This window comes from Laceyella sacchari (genome assembly GCF_024927925.1).
GTDB classification, from domain to species: domain Bacteria; phylum Bacillota; class Bacilli; order Thermoactinomycetales; family Thermoactinomycetaceae; genus Laceyella; species Laceyella sacchari.
This window is the reverse complement of sequence record NZ_CP103866.1, coordinates 3,162,866-3,175,838: the sequence shown is the minus strand read 5'-3', so window position 1 is coordinate 3,175,838 and position 12,973 is coordinate 3,162,866. Positions and strand designations below refer to the sequence as shown.

Annotated in this window: 18 protein-coding genes; 16 read left to right on the top strand and 2 right to left on the bottom strand. The window is 50.3% G+C overall.

Annotated features, from left to right (window positions below):
* Positions 1-16: 16 nt before the first annotated feature.
* From argB to NYR52_RS15525, 8 genes are all read left to right on the top strand, one after another.
* A complete protein-coding gene (argB, locus tag NYR52_RS15560) occupies positions 17-814 on the top strand; it encodes an acetylglutamate kinase (RefSeq protein WP_158283309.1) in 798 nt (265 codons plus the stop codon).
* Positions 783-1,967: an acetylornithine transaminase gene (gene argD, locus NYR52_RS15555; RefSeq protein WP_132221645.1), complete on the top strand. Its 1,185-nt coding sequence runs from the start codon at positions 783-785 to the stop codon at positions 1,965-1,967. Before argB ends, argD begins: the two co-directional genes overlap by 32 nt.
* 110 nt (positions 1,968-2,077) lie before the next feature.
* A complete protein-coding gene (gene argF / locus NYR52_RS15550; protein ID WP_132221643.1) occupies positions 2,078-3,031 on the top strand; it encodes an ornithine carbamoyltransferase in 954 nt (317 codons plus the stop codon).
* 279 nt (positions 3,032-3,310) lie between these two features.
* Entirely contained in the window at positions 3,311-4,309 is a 999-nt protein-coding gene (gene pilM, locus NYR52_RS15545) for a type IV pilus biogenesis protein PilM (protein ID WP_132221641.1), read from the top strand.
* The gene (locus NYR52_RS15540) at positions 4,306-4,896 is read left to right on the top strand and encodes a PilN family protein (protein ID WP_259436003.1); all 591 of its coding nucleotides are present in this window, start codon (positions 4,306-4,308) and stop codon (positions 4,894-4,896) included. Before pilM ends, NYR52_RS15540 begins: the two co-directional genes overlap by 4 nt.
* Positions 4,897-4,967: 71 nt before the next feature.
* Positions 4,968-5,561 (top strand): hypothetical protein, encoded by a 594-nt coding sequence (locus NYR52_RS15535; protein ID WP_259436002.1) that lies wholly within the window; start codon positions 4,968-4,970, stop codon positions 5,559-5,561.
* A gap of 390 nt (positions 5,562-5,951) precedes the next feature.
* Entirely contained in the window at positions 5,952-6,158 is a 207-nt protein-coding gene (locus tag NYR52_RS15530; protein WP_132221635.1) for a hypothetical protein, read from the top strand.
* Between the two features lie 390 nt (positions 6,159-6,548).
* Complete coding sequence (locus NYR52_RS15525; RefSeq protein ID WP_132221633.1) at positions 6,549-6,737, top strand: hypothetical protein; 189 nt, start codon at positions 6,549-6,551, stop codon at positions 6,735-6,737.
* 28 nt (positions 6,738-6,765) lie between these two features.
* On the opposite strand, the gene NYR52_RS15520 is transcribed toward NYR52_RS15525, so the two are convergent.
* Positions 6,766-7,137: a helix-turn-helix domain-containing protein gene (locus NYR52_RS15520; RefSeq protein WP_132221631.1), complete on the bottom strand. Its 372-nt coding sequence runs from the start codon at positions 7,135-7,137 to the stop codon at positions 6,766-6,768.
* Positions 7,138-7,500: 363 nt separating this feature from the next.
* On the opposite strand from NYR52_RS15520, the gene NYR52_RS15515 reads away from it, so the two are divergent.
* A complete protein-coding gene (locus NYR52_RS15515; RefSeq protein WP_259436001.1) occupies positions 7,501-7,689 on the top strand; it encodes a hypothetical protein in 189 nt (62 codons plus the stop codon).
* Positions 7,690-7,745: 56 nt separating this feature from the next.
* On the opposite strand, the gene NYR52_RS15510 is transcribed toward NYR52_RS15515, so the two are convergent.
* Positions 7,746-8,105 carry a helix-turn-helix domain-containing protein gene (locus tag NYR52_RS15510; RefSeq protein WP_029071984.1) on the bottom strand — a complete coding sequence of 120 codons (360 nt, stop codon included), beginning with the start codon at positions 8,103-8,105 and terminating at the stop codon, positions 7,746-7,748.
* A 240-nt stretch (positions 8,106-8,345) separates the two neighbouring features.
* Between NYR52_RS15510 and NYR52_RS15505 the strand changes: the two genes are divergently transcribed.
* The 7 genes from NYR52_RS15505 (at position 8,346) to NYR52_RS15475 (ending at position 12,859) form a co-directional block, all read left to right on the top strand.
* Positions 8,346-8,501, top strand: a complete 156-nt coding sequence (locus NYR52_RS15505; protein ID WP_259436000.1) for a hypothetical protein — start codon at positions 8,346-8,348, stop codon at positions 8,499-8,501.
* 77 nt (positions 8,502-8,578) lie between these two features.
* Complete coding sequence (locus tag NYR52_RS15500; RefSeq protein ID WP_259435999.1) at positions 8,579-8,968, top strand: hypothetical protein; 390 nt, start codon at positions 8,579-8,581, stop codon at positions 8,966-8,968.
* The gene (locus NYR52_RS16815; RefSeq protein ID WP_375163209.1) at positions 8,869-9,375 is read left to right on the top strand and encodes a peptidoglycan recognition protein family protein; all 507 of its coding nucleotides are present in this window, start codon (positions 8,869-8,871) and stop codon (positions 9,373-9,375) included. The genes NYR52_RS15500 and NYR52_RS16815 overlap by 100 nt, the downstream gene beginning before the upstream one ends.
* Positions 9,376-9,540: 165 nt before the next feature.
* Positions 9,541-10,608 (top strand): phage major capsid protein, encoded by a 1,068-nt coding sequence (locus NYR52_RS15490; protein ID WP_259435997.1) that lies wholly within the window; start codon positions 9,541-9,543, stop codon positions 10,606-10,608.
* A 43-nt stretch (positions 10,609-10,651) separates the two neighbouring features.
* The gene (locus NYR52_RS15485) at positions 10,652-11,461 is read left to right on the top strand and encodes an HK97 family phage prohead protease (RefSeq protein WP_259435996.1); all 810 of its coding nucleotides are present in this window, start codon (positions 10,652-10,654) and stop codon (positions 11,459-11,461) included.
* Positions 11,462-11,495: 34 nt separating this feature from the next.
* On the top strand, positions 11,496-11,702 hold the full coding sequence (locus NYR52_RS15480) for a hypothetical protein (RefSeq protein ID WP_132221573.1): 207 nt from the start codon (positions 11,496-11,498) through the stop codon (positions 11,700-11,702).
* Between the two features lie 494 nt (positions 11,703-12,196).
* The gene (locus tag NYR52_RS15475; RefSeq protein WP_132222036.1) at positions 12,197-12,859 is read left to right on the top strand and encodes a TerC family protein; all 663 of its coding nucleotides are present in this window, start codon (positions 12,197-12,199) and stop codon (positions 12,857-12,859) included.
* The last annotated feature ends 114 nt before the right edge of the window (positions 12,860-12,973 follow it).

Sequence of the window (12,973 nt, the reverse complement as noted above, 5' to 3'; positions counted from 1 at the left end):
CGGGAAGGAGAGGCTGATGGAACAGCTGATTGTGCTGAAAGTGGGAGGCAGTGTTCTGGAACGGATTCATCCGGCGTTTTTTGCCCAATGTTTTGATGCATGGCGCGCAGGAACACAAGTAGTCATCGTTCATGGTGGCGGCCCGATGATATCGCGATTGATGGAAAAGCAAGGGAAAAAGCCTGTGTTTGTCGAGGGGCGGCGCGTGACCGATGAAGAGACGTTGTCGCTGGTGCAGATGGCTTTGTCCGGACATGTAAACAAGCAATTGGTGACGCAACTGATCAACCATCAAGTGGCGGCCATCGGCATAAGCGGGGTGGATTTAGAGTTGTTGAAGGCGGAACCCGCGGCCCCTGAGTTGGGGTATGTCGGCCGTGTCACCGATGTGAATGTGGAGGCGCTCGATCATGTACTTAAGCAAGGTTGGATGCCGGTCATCGCCTCTTTGGGAGTGGATGGAGAAGGTCAAGTGTACAACATCAACGCGGATGAGGCTGCGGCGGCGATTGCGGTTGCTATGTGTGCCGACCAGCTGATTTTGTTAAGTGACGTTGATGGTATCCAAATTAGCGGCCAATTGCTCCAGGAAGCCAACCCTGCGGCCATAGAACAGGGGATTGCGGACGGAGCGATCACGGGAGGCATGATTCCGAAAGCAAGGTCGGCTTTGCAATCGCTGGCGCAAGGGATTCCCGAAGTTCGTATTGTGAATGGCGCTCATGCCAATGGGTTTAAACAGGGTGCGGGCACCCGCATCGTCAATCAAGAGGTGATCGACCATGGGATTGTTTCCGACGTATCTCCAGCATGATATTCACTTCGTTGATGGAGCTGGCGCCGTGTTGGTAGATGAGTCCGGCAAGGAATATCTCGACTTTGCCTCTGGGATTGGCGTGGTGAACTTAGGTCACCGACACCCGCGAGTCGAGCAAGCCCTCATCACTCAGGCGCAAGGAATCTGGCACACATCCAACTTGTTTGCCAGTCCCTTGCAACAGGAAGTGGCGAACCTCTTGTGCAAGATGAGTGGGTTGGGTGCCGTCTTTTTCGCCAACAGTGGGGCGGAAGCCAATGAAGCGGCGATTAAGTTCGCCCGCCGTTGGGCCAAGATGGTGAAAATCATTCAGGAGCCGGAAATCATCACCTTTCAGCGTTCTTTCCACGGACGGACTTTGGCGACGTTGACGGCGACCGGACAAGACAAAGTGAAGGATGGTTTTTCCCCATTGCCGGCGGGATTTCGCATTTTGCCGTACGGGGACATTCAAGCGGTCAAGCAAGCTACAGGAGCGACGACGGCGGCGGTGCTTTTGGAATTGGTGCAAGGAGAAGGAGGCGTTCGGCCGGCTGATCCAGAGTTTGTCCAAGCATTGGCGGCTTGGTGTCGGGAGAAAAACATCTTGTTGATGATTGATGAGGTGCAAACCGGCATGGGCCGCACAGGGCATTGGTTTGCCTATCAAAAGTACGGGATTGAGCCAGATGTGGTCACTTTGGCCAAGGGATTGGGCAACGGCTTTCCTGTAGGGGCAATGCTGGCCAAAGCAACTTGGAAAGAAGTATTGGGGCCTGGATCGCATGGGACGACATTCGGTGGCGGTCGTTTGGCGATGGCGGTGGCTAGAACGGTGTTGGAAGAGTTGTCACAACCATCCATGATGGCTGAAATACGGGATAAAGGCACATGGCTTAGACAATTGTTGGAGAAAGAGTTGCGTGGACTGACAAGCGTACAGGAAATCCGCGGCGAAGGGCTGATGTTAGGCATCGAGCTGAACACTTCGGCCGGCCCGGTGGTGAAGTCGCTGTTGGAGCAAGGATTGGTTACGCTGGTGGCCGGGGAGAATGTCTTGCGCTTGTTGCCGCCCTTGGTGGTAACGCACGGCCAGATTGTGCGTGCTGTTTCATTGATTAAAGAAGTAGTGCAGGAATGGGAATGGACGGCTCCGGTTCCAGCCGACTAGCGCATGCCGGATACACCGTTGGCGGCTGAAACCGTTTTTCCATGGCCGCTTCTGGGGAGCGTTTGTGGACATGGGCCGGTGAAGAATGAAATCGAAAGGGCTGAGGAAACATGATCGAAGCGCCTTTGGCGACGGGATGGACAGACAAGGATTTTATCGGTTTGGCCAATTGGGGGCCGGAGGAGGCGAAAGCGTTTTTGCAGCATGCCCTGCAATTGAAGGCCGACAAAGCGGAGTGGGTGAAGAAAGCCCCGTTGCAAGGAAAAAATTTGGGTATGATCTTTGATAAGCCGTCGACCCGGACGCGCATTTCGTTTGAAGTGGGCATGGCCCAATTGGGTGGTCACGCGCTGAATCTCCATCGACATGAGTTGCAATTGGGGCGGGGAGAGACGATTGAGGATACGGCCCGCGTGCTGTCGCGGTATGTGGATGCGATTTTGATCCGCACCCATAGCCACGACTTGGTTACCCAATTGGCAGAAGCGGCGGACGTTCCAGTGATCAACGGGTTAACGGAGCGGGAGCATCCCTGCCAGGCTTTGGCGGACATCATGACCCTGGCTGAGTGCAAAGGGGAGTTGGCCGGCCGTATTTGTTGCTATGTGGGAGATGGCAACAATGTCTTGCATTCGTTGATGCACATCGCGGCGCTGACCGGTATGCATCTGTCCATATCCACGCCAAAAGGCTATGAACCCAGTCCGGCGATCTGGCAAGAAGCGGAGGCCATCGCCCGCGTCACTGGTTCTACCTTCTCTTTCAGTTATGATCCGGTGCAAGCGGTCAAAGACGCCGATGCTGTGTACACGGACGTGTGGGCGAGCATGGGGCAAGAAGAGGAGAAGGAGCAACGGGCGCAGGCATTTGCTGGGTACCAGGTCAACCAGGAGCTGATGAGCCACGCGAAACCGGATGCGATTTTTATGCACTGCTTGCCTGCTTATCGCGGCTTGGAAGTAAGCGCCGACGTGATCGACGGTCCGCAATCGGTGGTATTCCAGCAAGCGGAAAACCGCCTGCACGCACAACAGGCCTTGTTGCTCGGTTTGTTGTTATCATGATCGTAAGTCCCGGTCGGACGCTTCAAAAACGGAGCCTGAGGCTGATATACGTATAATCCCGCTGGCCAATTGGCCGGCTTTTTTCTTTGTGGCGAGTGGGTAACCAGAGGATTGATCAAGACAAAAATGGGGAAAATTCATCGAAAGAAATGAAGGGTGAAACGAAGCATAGTTTTCTATTTCGTCACTCTTTTCATGATCTGGTTTAATATAATGAAGATATCGAACAGATCGTGATGATGAGCCAGCATCTGGTTGAGAGCAAAGGAGTTAAGCGTGATGTCTTATCAAATAGGAATAGAGCTCTCCGCCTCTTTTTTCAAACTGGTGGAAGTGAAAAAACGAAGAAAATCCATGGAACTACAACAGATGGTGGTTCATCCTTTGCCTAGCATTTGGGCCAGAGAGCCGTACTTCCTGGAACGTGAAGAATTGATCCAAACCATACAGGAGGCCTTGCTGGGGCGGCGATTGCACACGGAGCGTGTCCGAATCGGCATCAATTGCCGGGAAGTGATTTTCAAAAGGTTGATGGTGCCGGAAATGCGGAAACGGCAATACCGCACCTACATCAAAGAGCAACTGATTCCTCTGTTGGAGCTTCCGTTTCCCGATCCGGTGTTTGACTATCAGCTCATCGATCATGTGTGGGCGGATGGGGATCGCCAAGAGATCATGTTGGCTCTGATGTCCCGCTCGTACAGGGATGCATTGGTACGATGCTTCCGTTTTTGTGGCTTGGATCCGGTGCAGATCGACATCGCTCCTTTCTGCCTCTATCGCTGGACCAATGCTTATCGTGGACTCACCGCCCCGCAGTCGCTGATTTTGCAAATTTCCAAACTGGGTGTGGAAGCGAGCTTTTTCAGCGACAATCAATTGATCGACACCCAAGTGTTTTCCCTGCCGGTGGCGGATTATATGGAGGGAGAAGATCGGCCGCACCCCAACCCGCTTCACCCTCTGTTAGAGAGTGAGGAAGAGATCAATGCGTATGGGGAAGCATTGCTGGCCAAGCTGTACGGACTGATGGATGAGAAGAAGCAGCGGATGTTTGCGTGTCCGCAAGCTGAATGGGTCCTGGCGGGCGAGGGATTGGACATGTTTTTATTGGAACAATGGCTAGAGCAGAACCAATTGGCCAAAGTCACCCAAGCCCCAGCGGCGGAGCTAGTCATGTCCGAAGCGCTGAAAGAGAAAGCGTTACGCTTTGTGGGAAGCTCGCTTGCTGTCCCGCTCGGCTTGATGGTAGGCGAGAAGGAGGGGATGGGACGATGAATTTTTTGCCACCCCAACCGCTGTCCCGCCGCTTTTTTTTCTGGTGGCTGGCTTTGATTTTGTTGGTCGTGGGCGCTGGGATCGGTGGTGTTTTATACTTCGATCGGGTGCTGGAGAAGAAGGTGGCTCGCTTAGAAGACGCCGTGATTGAAAAGCGGCGCGCTGTCAACGAAGCGATGCTGGAAGAAAGCAAAGAACAGAAGTTTTACGACAAGTACCAAGCATTTTTCACCTATCGCGACACCATTGAACGTGCTGAGGAGAAACGCCAAGCTTGGAAAGAAGCGGCGGAAGCCATTGTGACTACGATGCCCGCGGGTGCTCGGCTGTTTCAGTTGCAAGGGCTGGGCAATCGATTGGATGGTTGGGCTTTGTTTCCCTCCATACAAGAAGCGTCCGACTTTGTGAGCATGCTGGCGCAGGAAGAGAACGAACATTTCAGCGAAGGCTGGATCGATTGTGTCGGCGATCAATGTGCCGAGACCAAAGTGAAAAAAGAAGCGGACAAAAATCATGTCATTGTGCGGTTTCATTTCACTCTGCAAAAGGAAAAAGAAAGTGTTCCGCCATCGCAAGGAGGTGACTGACCATCCGGCAACCCATCCCCCCAAAACGCTGGAAGTCGGGGAAAACATTAAGCTTTCTCTGGTGCCTGGGGTTGGTCGGCTTACTCGGGCTGGCTTACCATCAATTGCAACCGGACTATCTTGAGTACCAGCAACTGAAACAAGAAGGCGAACGTCTGACGAGAAATTTGAAGCGGTATGAAAAATACACCGCTTCCACTTACCAGTTGCCGATTGAACCTTCACAGGCGGAGTTGGCCGGATTGGAAAAAAAGGTCCCCGTCATGCAAAACCAGCCGGATTATATGGTCCAGTTGGAACAAGCCGTCAATACGGCGGGCGCATCCTGGAAAAAAATAGAGCTGCTCGATGATATCAGCGAGCTGTTCAAGTCTCCCGCCCAAGCGAAGGGCTCGGCGATGATTCCGCCTGATACGGATGTGGTAAACGAACAATTAGGTATCGTTTCGTCTGAAGCCCTGCGGCCAATCTGGATTAAGCTGGAGGTTCAAGCCACCCAGAACCAATTCACCAACTTGTTGCACCAACTGCAACAAGGGGAACGCCTTGCTACTGTCGTTGGGTGGAATTATCAATGGACGGATGACACCAAAGCCGAGTCAGGCCTCGTTTATCTGGCACTGTATTCATATCAGGATGAAAGAGTAAAGCAACATCTAAAATAGCGAAACCCCTCATCAAAGGAAAGATGAGGGGCTTTATCTATATGGAAGGAAAAGGGGGCTACGGATGGAACACTGAAAAAGATAGAAGGTAGTACTTAGAATGAATGTGGGTAAATACAAGGATCGGTGCTGGACAAGGATTGATTTAGTTTAGATCAAGGCAACGGCCGATGGGGAGAGGTTGTTTAAAATACGGTACTGATTGCATCAGTGTTTCCTGTTCCTTGGCATGGTTCGATTCGGGTTTCCCTTGTCAAAAAAACGAACCATTTTACGAATAGGATAGATAACTAGTTTAATTAGCATGTTTCCTCAGAAGTATGATAGAATCCACGTCTTTTGCAATCAGGGGAGGAATGTGGGAGAACAGTGGAAAGGGGAGCCGTCAACATGAAATGGATGGGTTGGACCGCGCTAGGGCTGGTGATGGCTGCACTCGCTTATGGGCTGGGGATGCAACTACCCAAACCGATGCCGTTTCCCGGGTATGTGATGATCATCGGGCTGGTGGTGATTGTGGTGATGTTTGCTGTGCTCCGATTTGGGACAGCGCTGGCGCGGCGCGAACGTGAGGAGGAGAAAGACGGATCAGGTTGAGTTTACCAGGATCGTGGAGGATTGTCGGTCAGCGCCGACTTGAGTGGACGGGATGACCAGCCCGCCTGCATTGTTCAAGTGTCGGCTTGGAAATGCAGGCGGGCTTTGTTTTTGATGCGATGGTGCAACAAGTGGGGCAGACAGTATTTGAATACGAACATATGTTCGTATATAATGAATAATAACCAACTCTTCTGTCCAAACAGGAGAGCAGAAGAAGAGGGGCCTATGTATGCATAAGGCCCCTGGGCGCGGATGATCCCAATCAATGATTGCGGATAGAGATGACGTTGGAAAGATGAGCTTGTCACGATAAATCAGCGATGAAATCAAAGTGTTGTCAGGGTTTAGTAGCATGTGCTAGCTTATTCAGCTTGGGAGTGATCACAAATGGTAGGTCATCTTGAAGACAGCAATGCCAATGCAAAAACAACCCACTGCCACAGCGGAGTCCCAAACGATGATCCGGGCGTGGATGTTGAGCGCCTGTGTGAGTTATTGCTGGAGACAAAACTCTTAACGCAAAAGGAAATCGACGAATTGGCCCGCATTCAGCAGAGAATGCGCGGGTTGACCTGAACAGAATGTGGAAGAAGTTTTGGTTTTTCTATTTGTTGCCGATTAATCGATCCAATATGGCGATGAGGATTTCCCTTATCTGGGTTTGATCTGCTTCTGGAATCGCCTTCCCTCCCCAAGTGAGGGGTTTTTCGGCCAAGGCCTGTCGCACCTCGCGTAGGTCGATGTGCGACTGAGAACGGAAGTCTAGGGAGGGACTGTCAGTGTGACCCAACAGGTAATCCACGGAGACGGAGAAGTGAGCAGCCAGCTGTTTGAGCTGGCTGGTGTCCGGCTCGTACTGGTTCCGTTCCCATCTTGAGATGGTAGCAGTGTCTACATCCAGGTGATTAGCAATGTCACCTTGTGTTTTTTTGTGTTTTTTTCTTAATTCCCTCAATCGTTCTCCTAACATACTCATGCTTAACACCCCGGTATTATGTCATGCACTATCTAGTTTATATTTGCACTATCTACAATTCATTGTATCATCCCTTAGCCGTAATTGGTATATGTAAATCGGTATTTTTGCTTATTATGCAAAAAGGGTCGTTGTTTTTTTCGTTTTTGTATTTACATTTGCAATAAATGCAAATATACTTAAATTAAATATTTGCATTTAGTGCAAAATAGTGTGGCTGATGCGAACAGGCTGGGTAAAGGCAGTTTGATGTCGCAACCAGCTGGTGAGGTTGATTTGGCACATATTTGGCACCTTGGCAGGACAAGTTCGGATTAGTATAAAAGCAGAACGCCACTTATAGAAAAAAGGGAGGATGGCGGCATGGGGAAAGCACAAGGCACATTATATGACGTATTGTCTTACTTGGCAGTGTGTTATGATGTGGAGCTGATGGGCGAGTATGTGAACTTGAAGACGTTGTCCAGCCGGATTGAGGCGTTGGGTTCAAAAGGGAAAACGGATGAATTCATCGCGACCGTCAAAGCGTTGGCTGAGGAGAGGGCCGAATAAGGGGGAAACAACACAACCAATAGGCGGGCCCACTGGATATGTTGTTTCGGTTTGCTTTATTTCCCCTCTGACTGTTTTAGCTTTTTTTTGATGATGAACTCAAAGGATTGTTTCAGGAAGGCAATGTCTTCTTCATCAAGGGTGATGTGATCGTATACGAAGATCCCATCAGCTAAAAAAGCTTTAACATCTTTTACTTTTCCCGAGTCATAAAGGTATTCTTCCCTCCCGAGCAGGTAGTCCATGGATACCTCATAGTAATCGGCGAATTTCTGGATGAGGTCAAAGGGGGGTTTGCGATAATCTCGTTCATAATTGGATATGGATTGATTGGGAATGCCCAAAGCCTGGGCCAGTTCGATCTGGCTCAATTTCCTTGATTCCCTGAGCAGGCGCAAGCGCTCGCCTAAGGTCATGGTGATCTCCTCCGTCTAGGGTAGTTTGAATGTACATGGGGTGAGAAACCATCGGTGGCTTCTCTTCTCTCCGGTTTGTTTTTATTCTATTATATATTCTTCATTTAGTATAATCAAATAGGAGATAAAATAATTGATAATAAACGAAGTGAAAAATCAAATGGCTTTCATATCTCCTTTCGGGAGAAAATTGTTGTATAATTATCCATATGATTGAATGTTGGCGCAGTGAAGGAATAAATGATGAAATTTTATTTGGATCAAAGCAGTTTAACGCGTTACGCCAGTGAACACGGTGAAAGGTGTGCCTTTTGCGGAATTGGCCAAGAAAATGGACAGGCCGTCGATTTGGTTTTCAGTGAAGAGCTAAACCAGTTTATGTGGAAAGAGCGGTAATGGCGATGGATACCGAAGAGCAGGAAAGATGGGGCAGTTGCCGCCGAGTTTCACTTCATTTAACAGGAGGGAAAGAAATGAACGTGATGATGTCGCCGCACATCATGCAACAATGCAAAGAATGGGATATTAATTGCTTTCAACTTTGTTTGTTGATTTGGATCAAATCGTTGGAGCAGGAGCAAGAGGGAAGGCGTCATTTTAACCAACGGGAAGTGGCTATGAAACTGGGGGTGAGCCGGGAAACGGTCAATAAGAACCTGGCTGTGTTGCTTAAGAAAAAGTTGTTGCACAAGCCCACGCCCGCCTGTTGGCAAGAGGGAATACCCGAACTGCGTCATGGCATTTTACCGTTGACGACCAACGGATCATCCAACATATTCCCGAAAATGAGGTGGCGTGGCATGCCGGGGACGGGAGGAATGGCCCCGGCAACCGAAAATCCATCGGCATCGAAATCTGCGTGAACGCCGATGGGGATTTTGGCCGTGCACAAGAAAATGCCATCAAGCTTGTCAAAATGCTCATAGATAAGTACAAGATTCCAATCAGTCGGGTGGTTCCTCATAAGCACTGGTCCGGAAAAAATTGTCCGGCAAATCTTCTTAAGCAATGGTCATCATTTATTGCCCGGGTAAGACAAGGGGGTTCTGCGTCGCCGGCAGCGGGAAGTGGCCTGCGCCGTTTGTTGAAGGTTACTCGCCCGATGATGCGAGGGGATGATATCAAACAAGTTCAAGTGAGATTGGGTGTGCCGGCAGATGGAATCTACGGCCCGGTGACCAAACGTGCGGTGCAGGCTTTCCAAAAGGCCCGCGGTCTGGCTGTGGATGGCATCGTCGGTCCGCAAACATGGGGAGCGCTGTTCTCATAAGCGGGGCCAAGGGTGTGAAGGGATTGTCTCTACCCTGAGCGTTTGATCCGTCGTAAAATAAACGTATAGGAGAATATTTATATAAATTTAACCGTGTTGTTTATATCTGTTTAAGCAGGGTCTGCGCATTGCAGGCCAACCAACATCATTTAAGGAGTGAGCGAGATGTCTACTTATCCATTCAGAATCACCCGTAGTTATTACGCTGGAGGAACCCCGCAGATCCACATTAGTTCGGGCAAGTACGCTGCTTTATCCCCGGCCGATGAGCAATTGCTGGACGCGATTCTCCACTGCAAAAGCTACAGTGAGGAAATCTCCTTGTCCGATCTGAAAATGATCGAGGCGAAAGCGGCCGGGGATTTGCCTGAGACACAGTGGGAGCCGGAATCGTTGGGCGCGCAAATCATAGACAAAATCCGTCAGCAGTCCAAAGTGCGCAATTACCACCAAATCTTTAATGCTCCCAAGGATCCGTTTGAGCTACCGGTAGTGGCCAGTGATTTTACCGCTTCGCTGATTGGATCGGAAGGGGAGACGGTGGCGTCCCAACCGGTGAGTGACCACTACGGCAAGGTTGTTTTCAACCACCGCAAATTAATGATTACGGCGGAAGCGACAACCGAATTTGAAGAGGAAAACATCCCGGAAATGATGGCGTTTCTGAAAAACCAACTGGCGGTCAATTTGATGCGGGCGGAAGAGAAAATGCTGTTCCTGGATGATGCCACCCATGGCTTGCTAGCCAACGCTGCCGACAAGACTGCTGCGGTGCCAGAAGGGAGTTTGACCCCGGCTAACGCCGCGCAGACTGTGATGAGTTTGTTATCGGCGATGGGAGCCCCGTACAATTTGGACCCGGCCAATATTGTCATGTATCTCCATCCTGAATTGTATTGGAATCTGGTTCAAGCCGGGGAAGTGAAGACGCAAGACATGTATGGTCCAAGCGCCACGATCATCAGCGGAGAGCTGGGCAAATTTTACGGTATGAGCGTAGCGCCACTCACCACGTTGGACGCTGTCGACGGAACAACCCCCACTTATCCGATCATCTTGGCGAACCGGGCTTCGGTCTTGCTGTCCCAGCGCCGAAATGTAACGATACGGGTCTTCCCGCTGGAGGGTGACAAAAACAAGATTGAAGCGACGGTACGTACTGCCATCGCCTATCCGCACAAGAGCGGTGGGTTTGCCGATGGGGTCGTCAAGGCACTGTTGAAGAAAGCGTGAGGCCGGATGCGGCCCCACGCTTCCTTTTAGAAAGGAGGTTCCCATGAGTCGACCATTTCCCGTCATTCATCGCATCCGTAAAGCCAAGGACGCCGAAGAAGGCGCGCTTCTGCTGGAGGGGTATGCCAGTACCTTTCATGAGCGAGACCGCCATGGGGATACGATCGATCCGAAAGCGTTTGACGACAGCATAGAGCAGTACATGAAAAATCCGATCCTGCTGGCTTATCACGACCATAAAAAACCGATAGGCCAAGTGCTGGAAGCGCATCTGGATCAGCGCGGATTGTACGTTGTAGCCCAAGTGAACCGATCCCCCGACCCCCACCTTGAGGGGATTCGCAAACAAATCGAGCTAGGCACGTTAAGATCGTTTTCCATTGGCGGTTATTTTCACCGCCGGCAATTGGCTCCTCATCGCCATCTCATTGAAAAAATCGATTTGGTGGAAATCAGCGTCGTCAGTGTCCCCGCCAACCCGCATGCTGCCTTTCAAGTGCAAAAGGGCGCTCGGAACGCATGGGGTACCGACGCGGACTCCGCTTTGGAGTACGGAACGCCCATTTCATTTAAATCCCTGCGGATTTCGGAAGCGGGTAACGTGCGCCGGCAACTCTCTTCATTCTCCGCCAGTGAAACGTTGCGCATGCGTGTGTTTGTGACAGGAGCCAACACCGGACGGTTCCTTCATTATCTGTTTGGCATAAAAGAGCAAAACCGCGCGTCTTTCGCGTTTGAGCTGGAGGGGGAGATGGGGGAGTTGAACCAGCGCCTGCGTGTGATCGAGCACTATGCCAAACGGACAGGGGTGTCTGTCAAAGTGGACTCACCTTGTGCTTTCAGAAGGGGATAAAGCGGCGTCCCAGCAGAAAAAGGGAGGAATCACCATGAATAAGATTGTGTTGACTGTCCAGTTGGAAGAACCAGTGAGCGAAAGGTTTGATGTAAACACCTACGCCAAGAACATCGCTTACCGTGCTTTGAACTGGAGCCGCGCGGTCAAGGTGACTGGCGCGGGTGTGAGTGTATGCATGATCAATCAAACGGCTCTAGAGCCGGGGACGCTCAAACAAAATAAAACGTCGATGGCTTAGGGTTTTTAAGGAACACGACTCAGGCATCTGCGCTGGCTTTTTGCCAAACGGAATGACCGCTCCCGGTTTACGGGAGCTTTTTTTATTTTCTCATCGTTCTTCTCATATACGTCTTATTTTTCGTTTGCCGTTACATAAGAGGCGACTTTGTGGCGTAAGTATGATATTATGTGAAAAAAGAAGTGAAACTTACGAAATTCATCATGGGTTCTGGAAACATTGTCAGCTCTATCCATTGACGGAGAATATGCTGTTGACTATGATAGAAGGGTAGTTCGCCAATGGAATACTTTCTCGTTTAGAATAAAGGGGAGTAGCTGGTACAGCAAAGTCGTCATTACGGGCATATGCCCCGGCTTTGTTGGCAACGTAACCGTTGTTGGCAAGACCTTTACTTTTCCAAGCGTGATTTTGGGTTTGGAAAAGTAAAGGTCTTTTTGTGTATTTTGCCAATGTGGAAGGATACTATTTTCGGGGGTGTATGATCAAACATGATGGAATTTTTTACAGCGTTGCTATCGATTGTGATCATTGACTTGGTGTTGGCGGGTGATAATGCGATTGTGATCGGGTTGGCCGCACGCAATTTGCCCAAGGACAAACAAAAACAGGTGATTATCTGGGGAACACTCGGGGCGGTTGTGATCCGGATATTGGCGACGCTGGCGGTCGTCTGGTTGCTGAAAATACCTGGCTTGCTTTTGATCGGCGGGATTATTTTGACTTGGATTGCGTTTAAGCTGTTGATTGAGGAGAAAGAGCATGATGTAAAAGCAGCTGATAGCATGTGGGCGGCGATCCGCACAATTATCATCGCCGATGCGGTGATGGGTTTGGACAATGTGTTGGCAGTTGCAGGCGCAGCTCATGGCGACTTTTTACTGGTCGTGCTAGGACTTATCATCAGCGTGCCGATTGTGGTCTGGGGTAGCACCGTCTTCCTCAAGCTGATGGACAAATACCCATGGATCATATATATTGGTTCGGGAGTTTTGGCGTTTACCGCCGCCAAAATGATTGTCGATGAGAAGTTGATCAAGGCGTACTTTGAAGAACCCTCTATTAAATACGGATTCATCATTCTGCTGATTGCCGCGGTGCTCTTGCTTGGTCGCTGGTTTAAACAAAGACAGAGCAAAGCGGGTGCGCAAAGCTGAAAGGATCGAACTTAGCTCTTAGCTGTCCGTCAAAGTTGCGTGCCTGTCGTTGATAGAAGGACCATTGCTGGTGTGCGAACCGAGTCAGATGTGAGAATGGGAGGGGAGTTGGGG

Excerpts from the sequence above, each read along its gene's own strand:
- NYR52_RS15475 (WP_132222036.1), top strand. The coding sequence starts at position 12,197 with ATGGAATTTTTTACAGCGTTGCTATCGATTGTGATCATTGACTTGGTG.
- argB (WP_158283309.1), top strand. The coding sequence starts at position 17 with ATGGAACAGCTGATTGTGCTGAAAGTGGGAGGCAGTGTTCTGGAACGG.
- argD (WP_132221645.1), top strand. The coding sequence starts at position 783 with ATGGGATTGTTTCCGACGTATCTCCAGCATGATATTCACTTCGTTGAT.
- NYR52_RS15485 (WP_259435996.1), top strand. The coding sequence starts at position 10,652 with ATGAGTCGACCATTTCCCGTCATTCATCGCATCCGTAAAGCCAAGGAC.
- NYR52_RS15525 (WP_132221633.1), top strand. The coding sequence starts at position 6,549 with ATGGTAGGTCATCTTGAAGACAGCAATGCCAATGCAAAAACAACCCAC.
- NYR52_RS15540 (WP_259436003.1), top strand. The coding sequence starts at position 4,306 with ATGAATTTTTTGCCACCCCAACCGCTGTCCCGCCGCTTTTTTTTCTGG.
- NYR52_RS15530 (WP_132221635.1), top strand. The coding sequence starts at position 5,952 with ATGAAATGGATGGGTTGGACCGCGCTAGGGCTGGTGATGGCTGCACTC.
- NYR52_RS15480 (WP_132221573.1), top strand. The coding sequence starts at position 11,496 with ATGAATAAGATTGTGTTGACTGTCCAGTTGGAAGAACCAGTGAGCGAA.
- argF (WP_132221643.1), top strand. The coding sequence starts at position 2,078 with ATGATCGAAGCGCCTTTGGCGACGGGATGGACAGACAAGGATTTTATC.
- NYR52_RS15505 (WP_259436000.1), top strand. The coding sequence starts at position 8,346 with ATGATGAAATTTTATTTGGATCAAAGCAGTTTAACGCGTTACGCCAGT.
- pilM (WP_132221641.1), top strand. The coding sequence starts at position 3,311 with ATGTCTTATCAAATAGGAATAGAGCTCTCCGCCTCTTTTTTCAAACTG.
- NYR52_RS15520 (WP_132221631.1), bottom strand. The coding sequence starts at position 7,137 with ATGAGTATGTTAGGAGAACGATTGAGGGAATTAAGAAAAAAACACAAA.
- NYR52_RS15500 (WP_259435999.1), top strand. The coding sequence starts at position 8,579 with ATGAACGTGATGATGTCGCCGCACATCATGCAACAATGCAAAGAATGG.
- NYR52_RS15515 (WP_259436001.1), top strand. The coding sequence starts at position 7,501 with ATGGGGAAAGCACAAGGCACATTATATGACGTATTGTCTTACTTGGCA.
- NYR52_RS15510 (WP_029071984.1), bottom strand. The coding sequence starts at position 8,105 with ATGACCTTAGGCGAGCGCTTGCGCCTGCTCAGGGAATCAAGGAAATTG.
- NYR52_RS15490 (WP_259435997.1), top strand. The coding sequence starts at position 9,541 with ATGTCTACTTATCCATTCAGAATCACCCGTAGTTATTACGCTGGAGGA.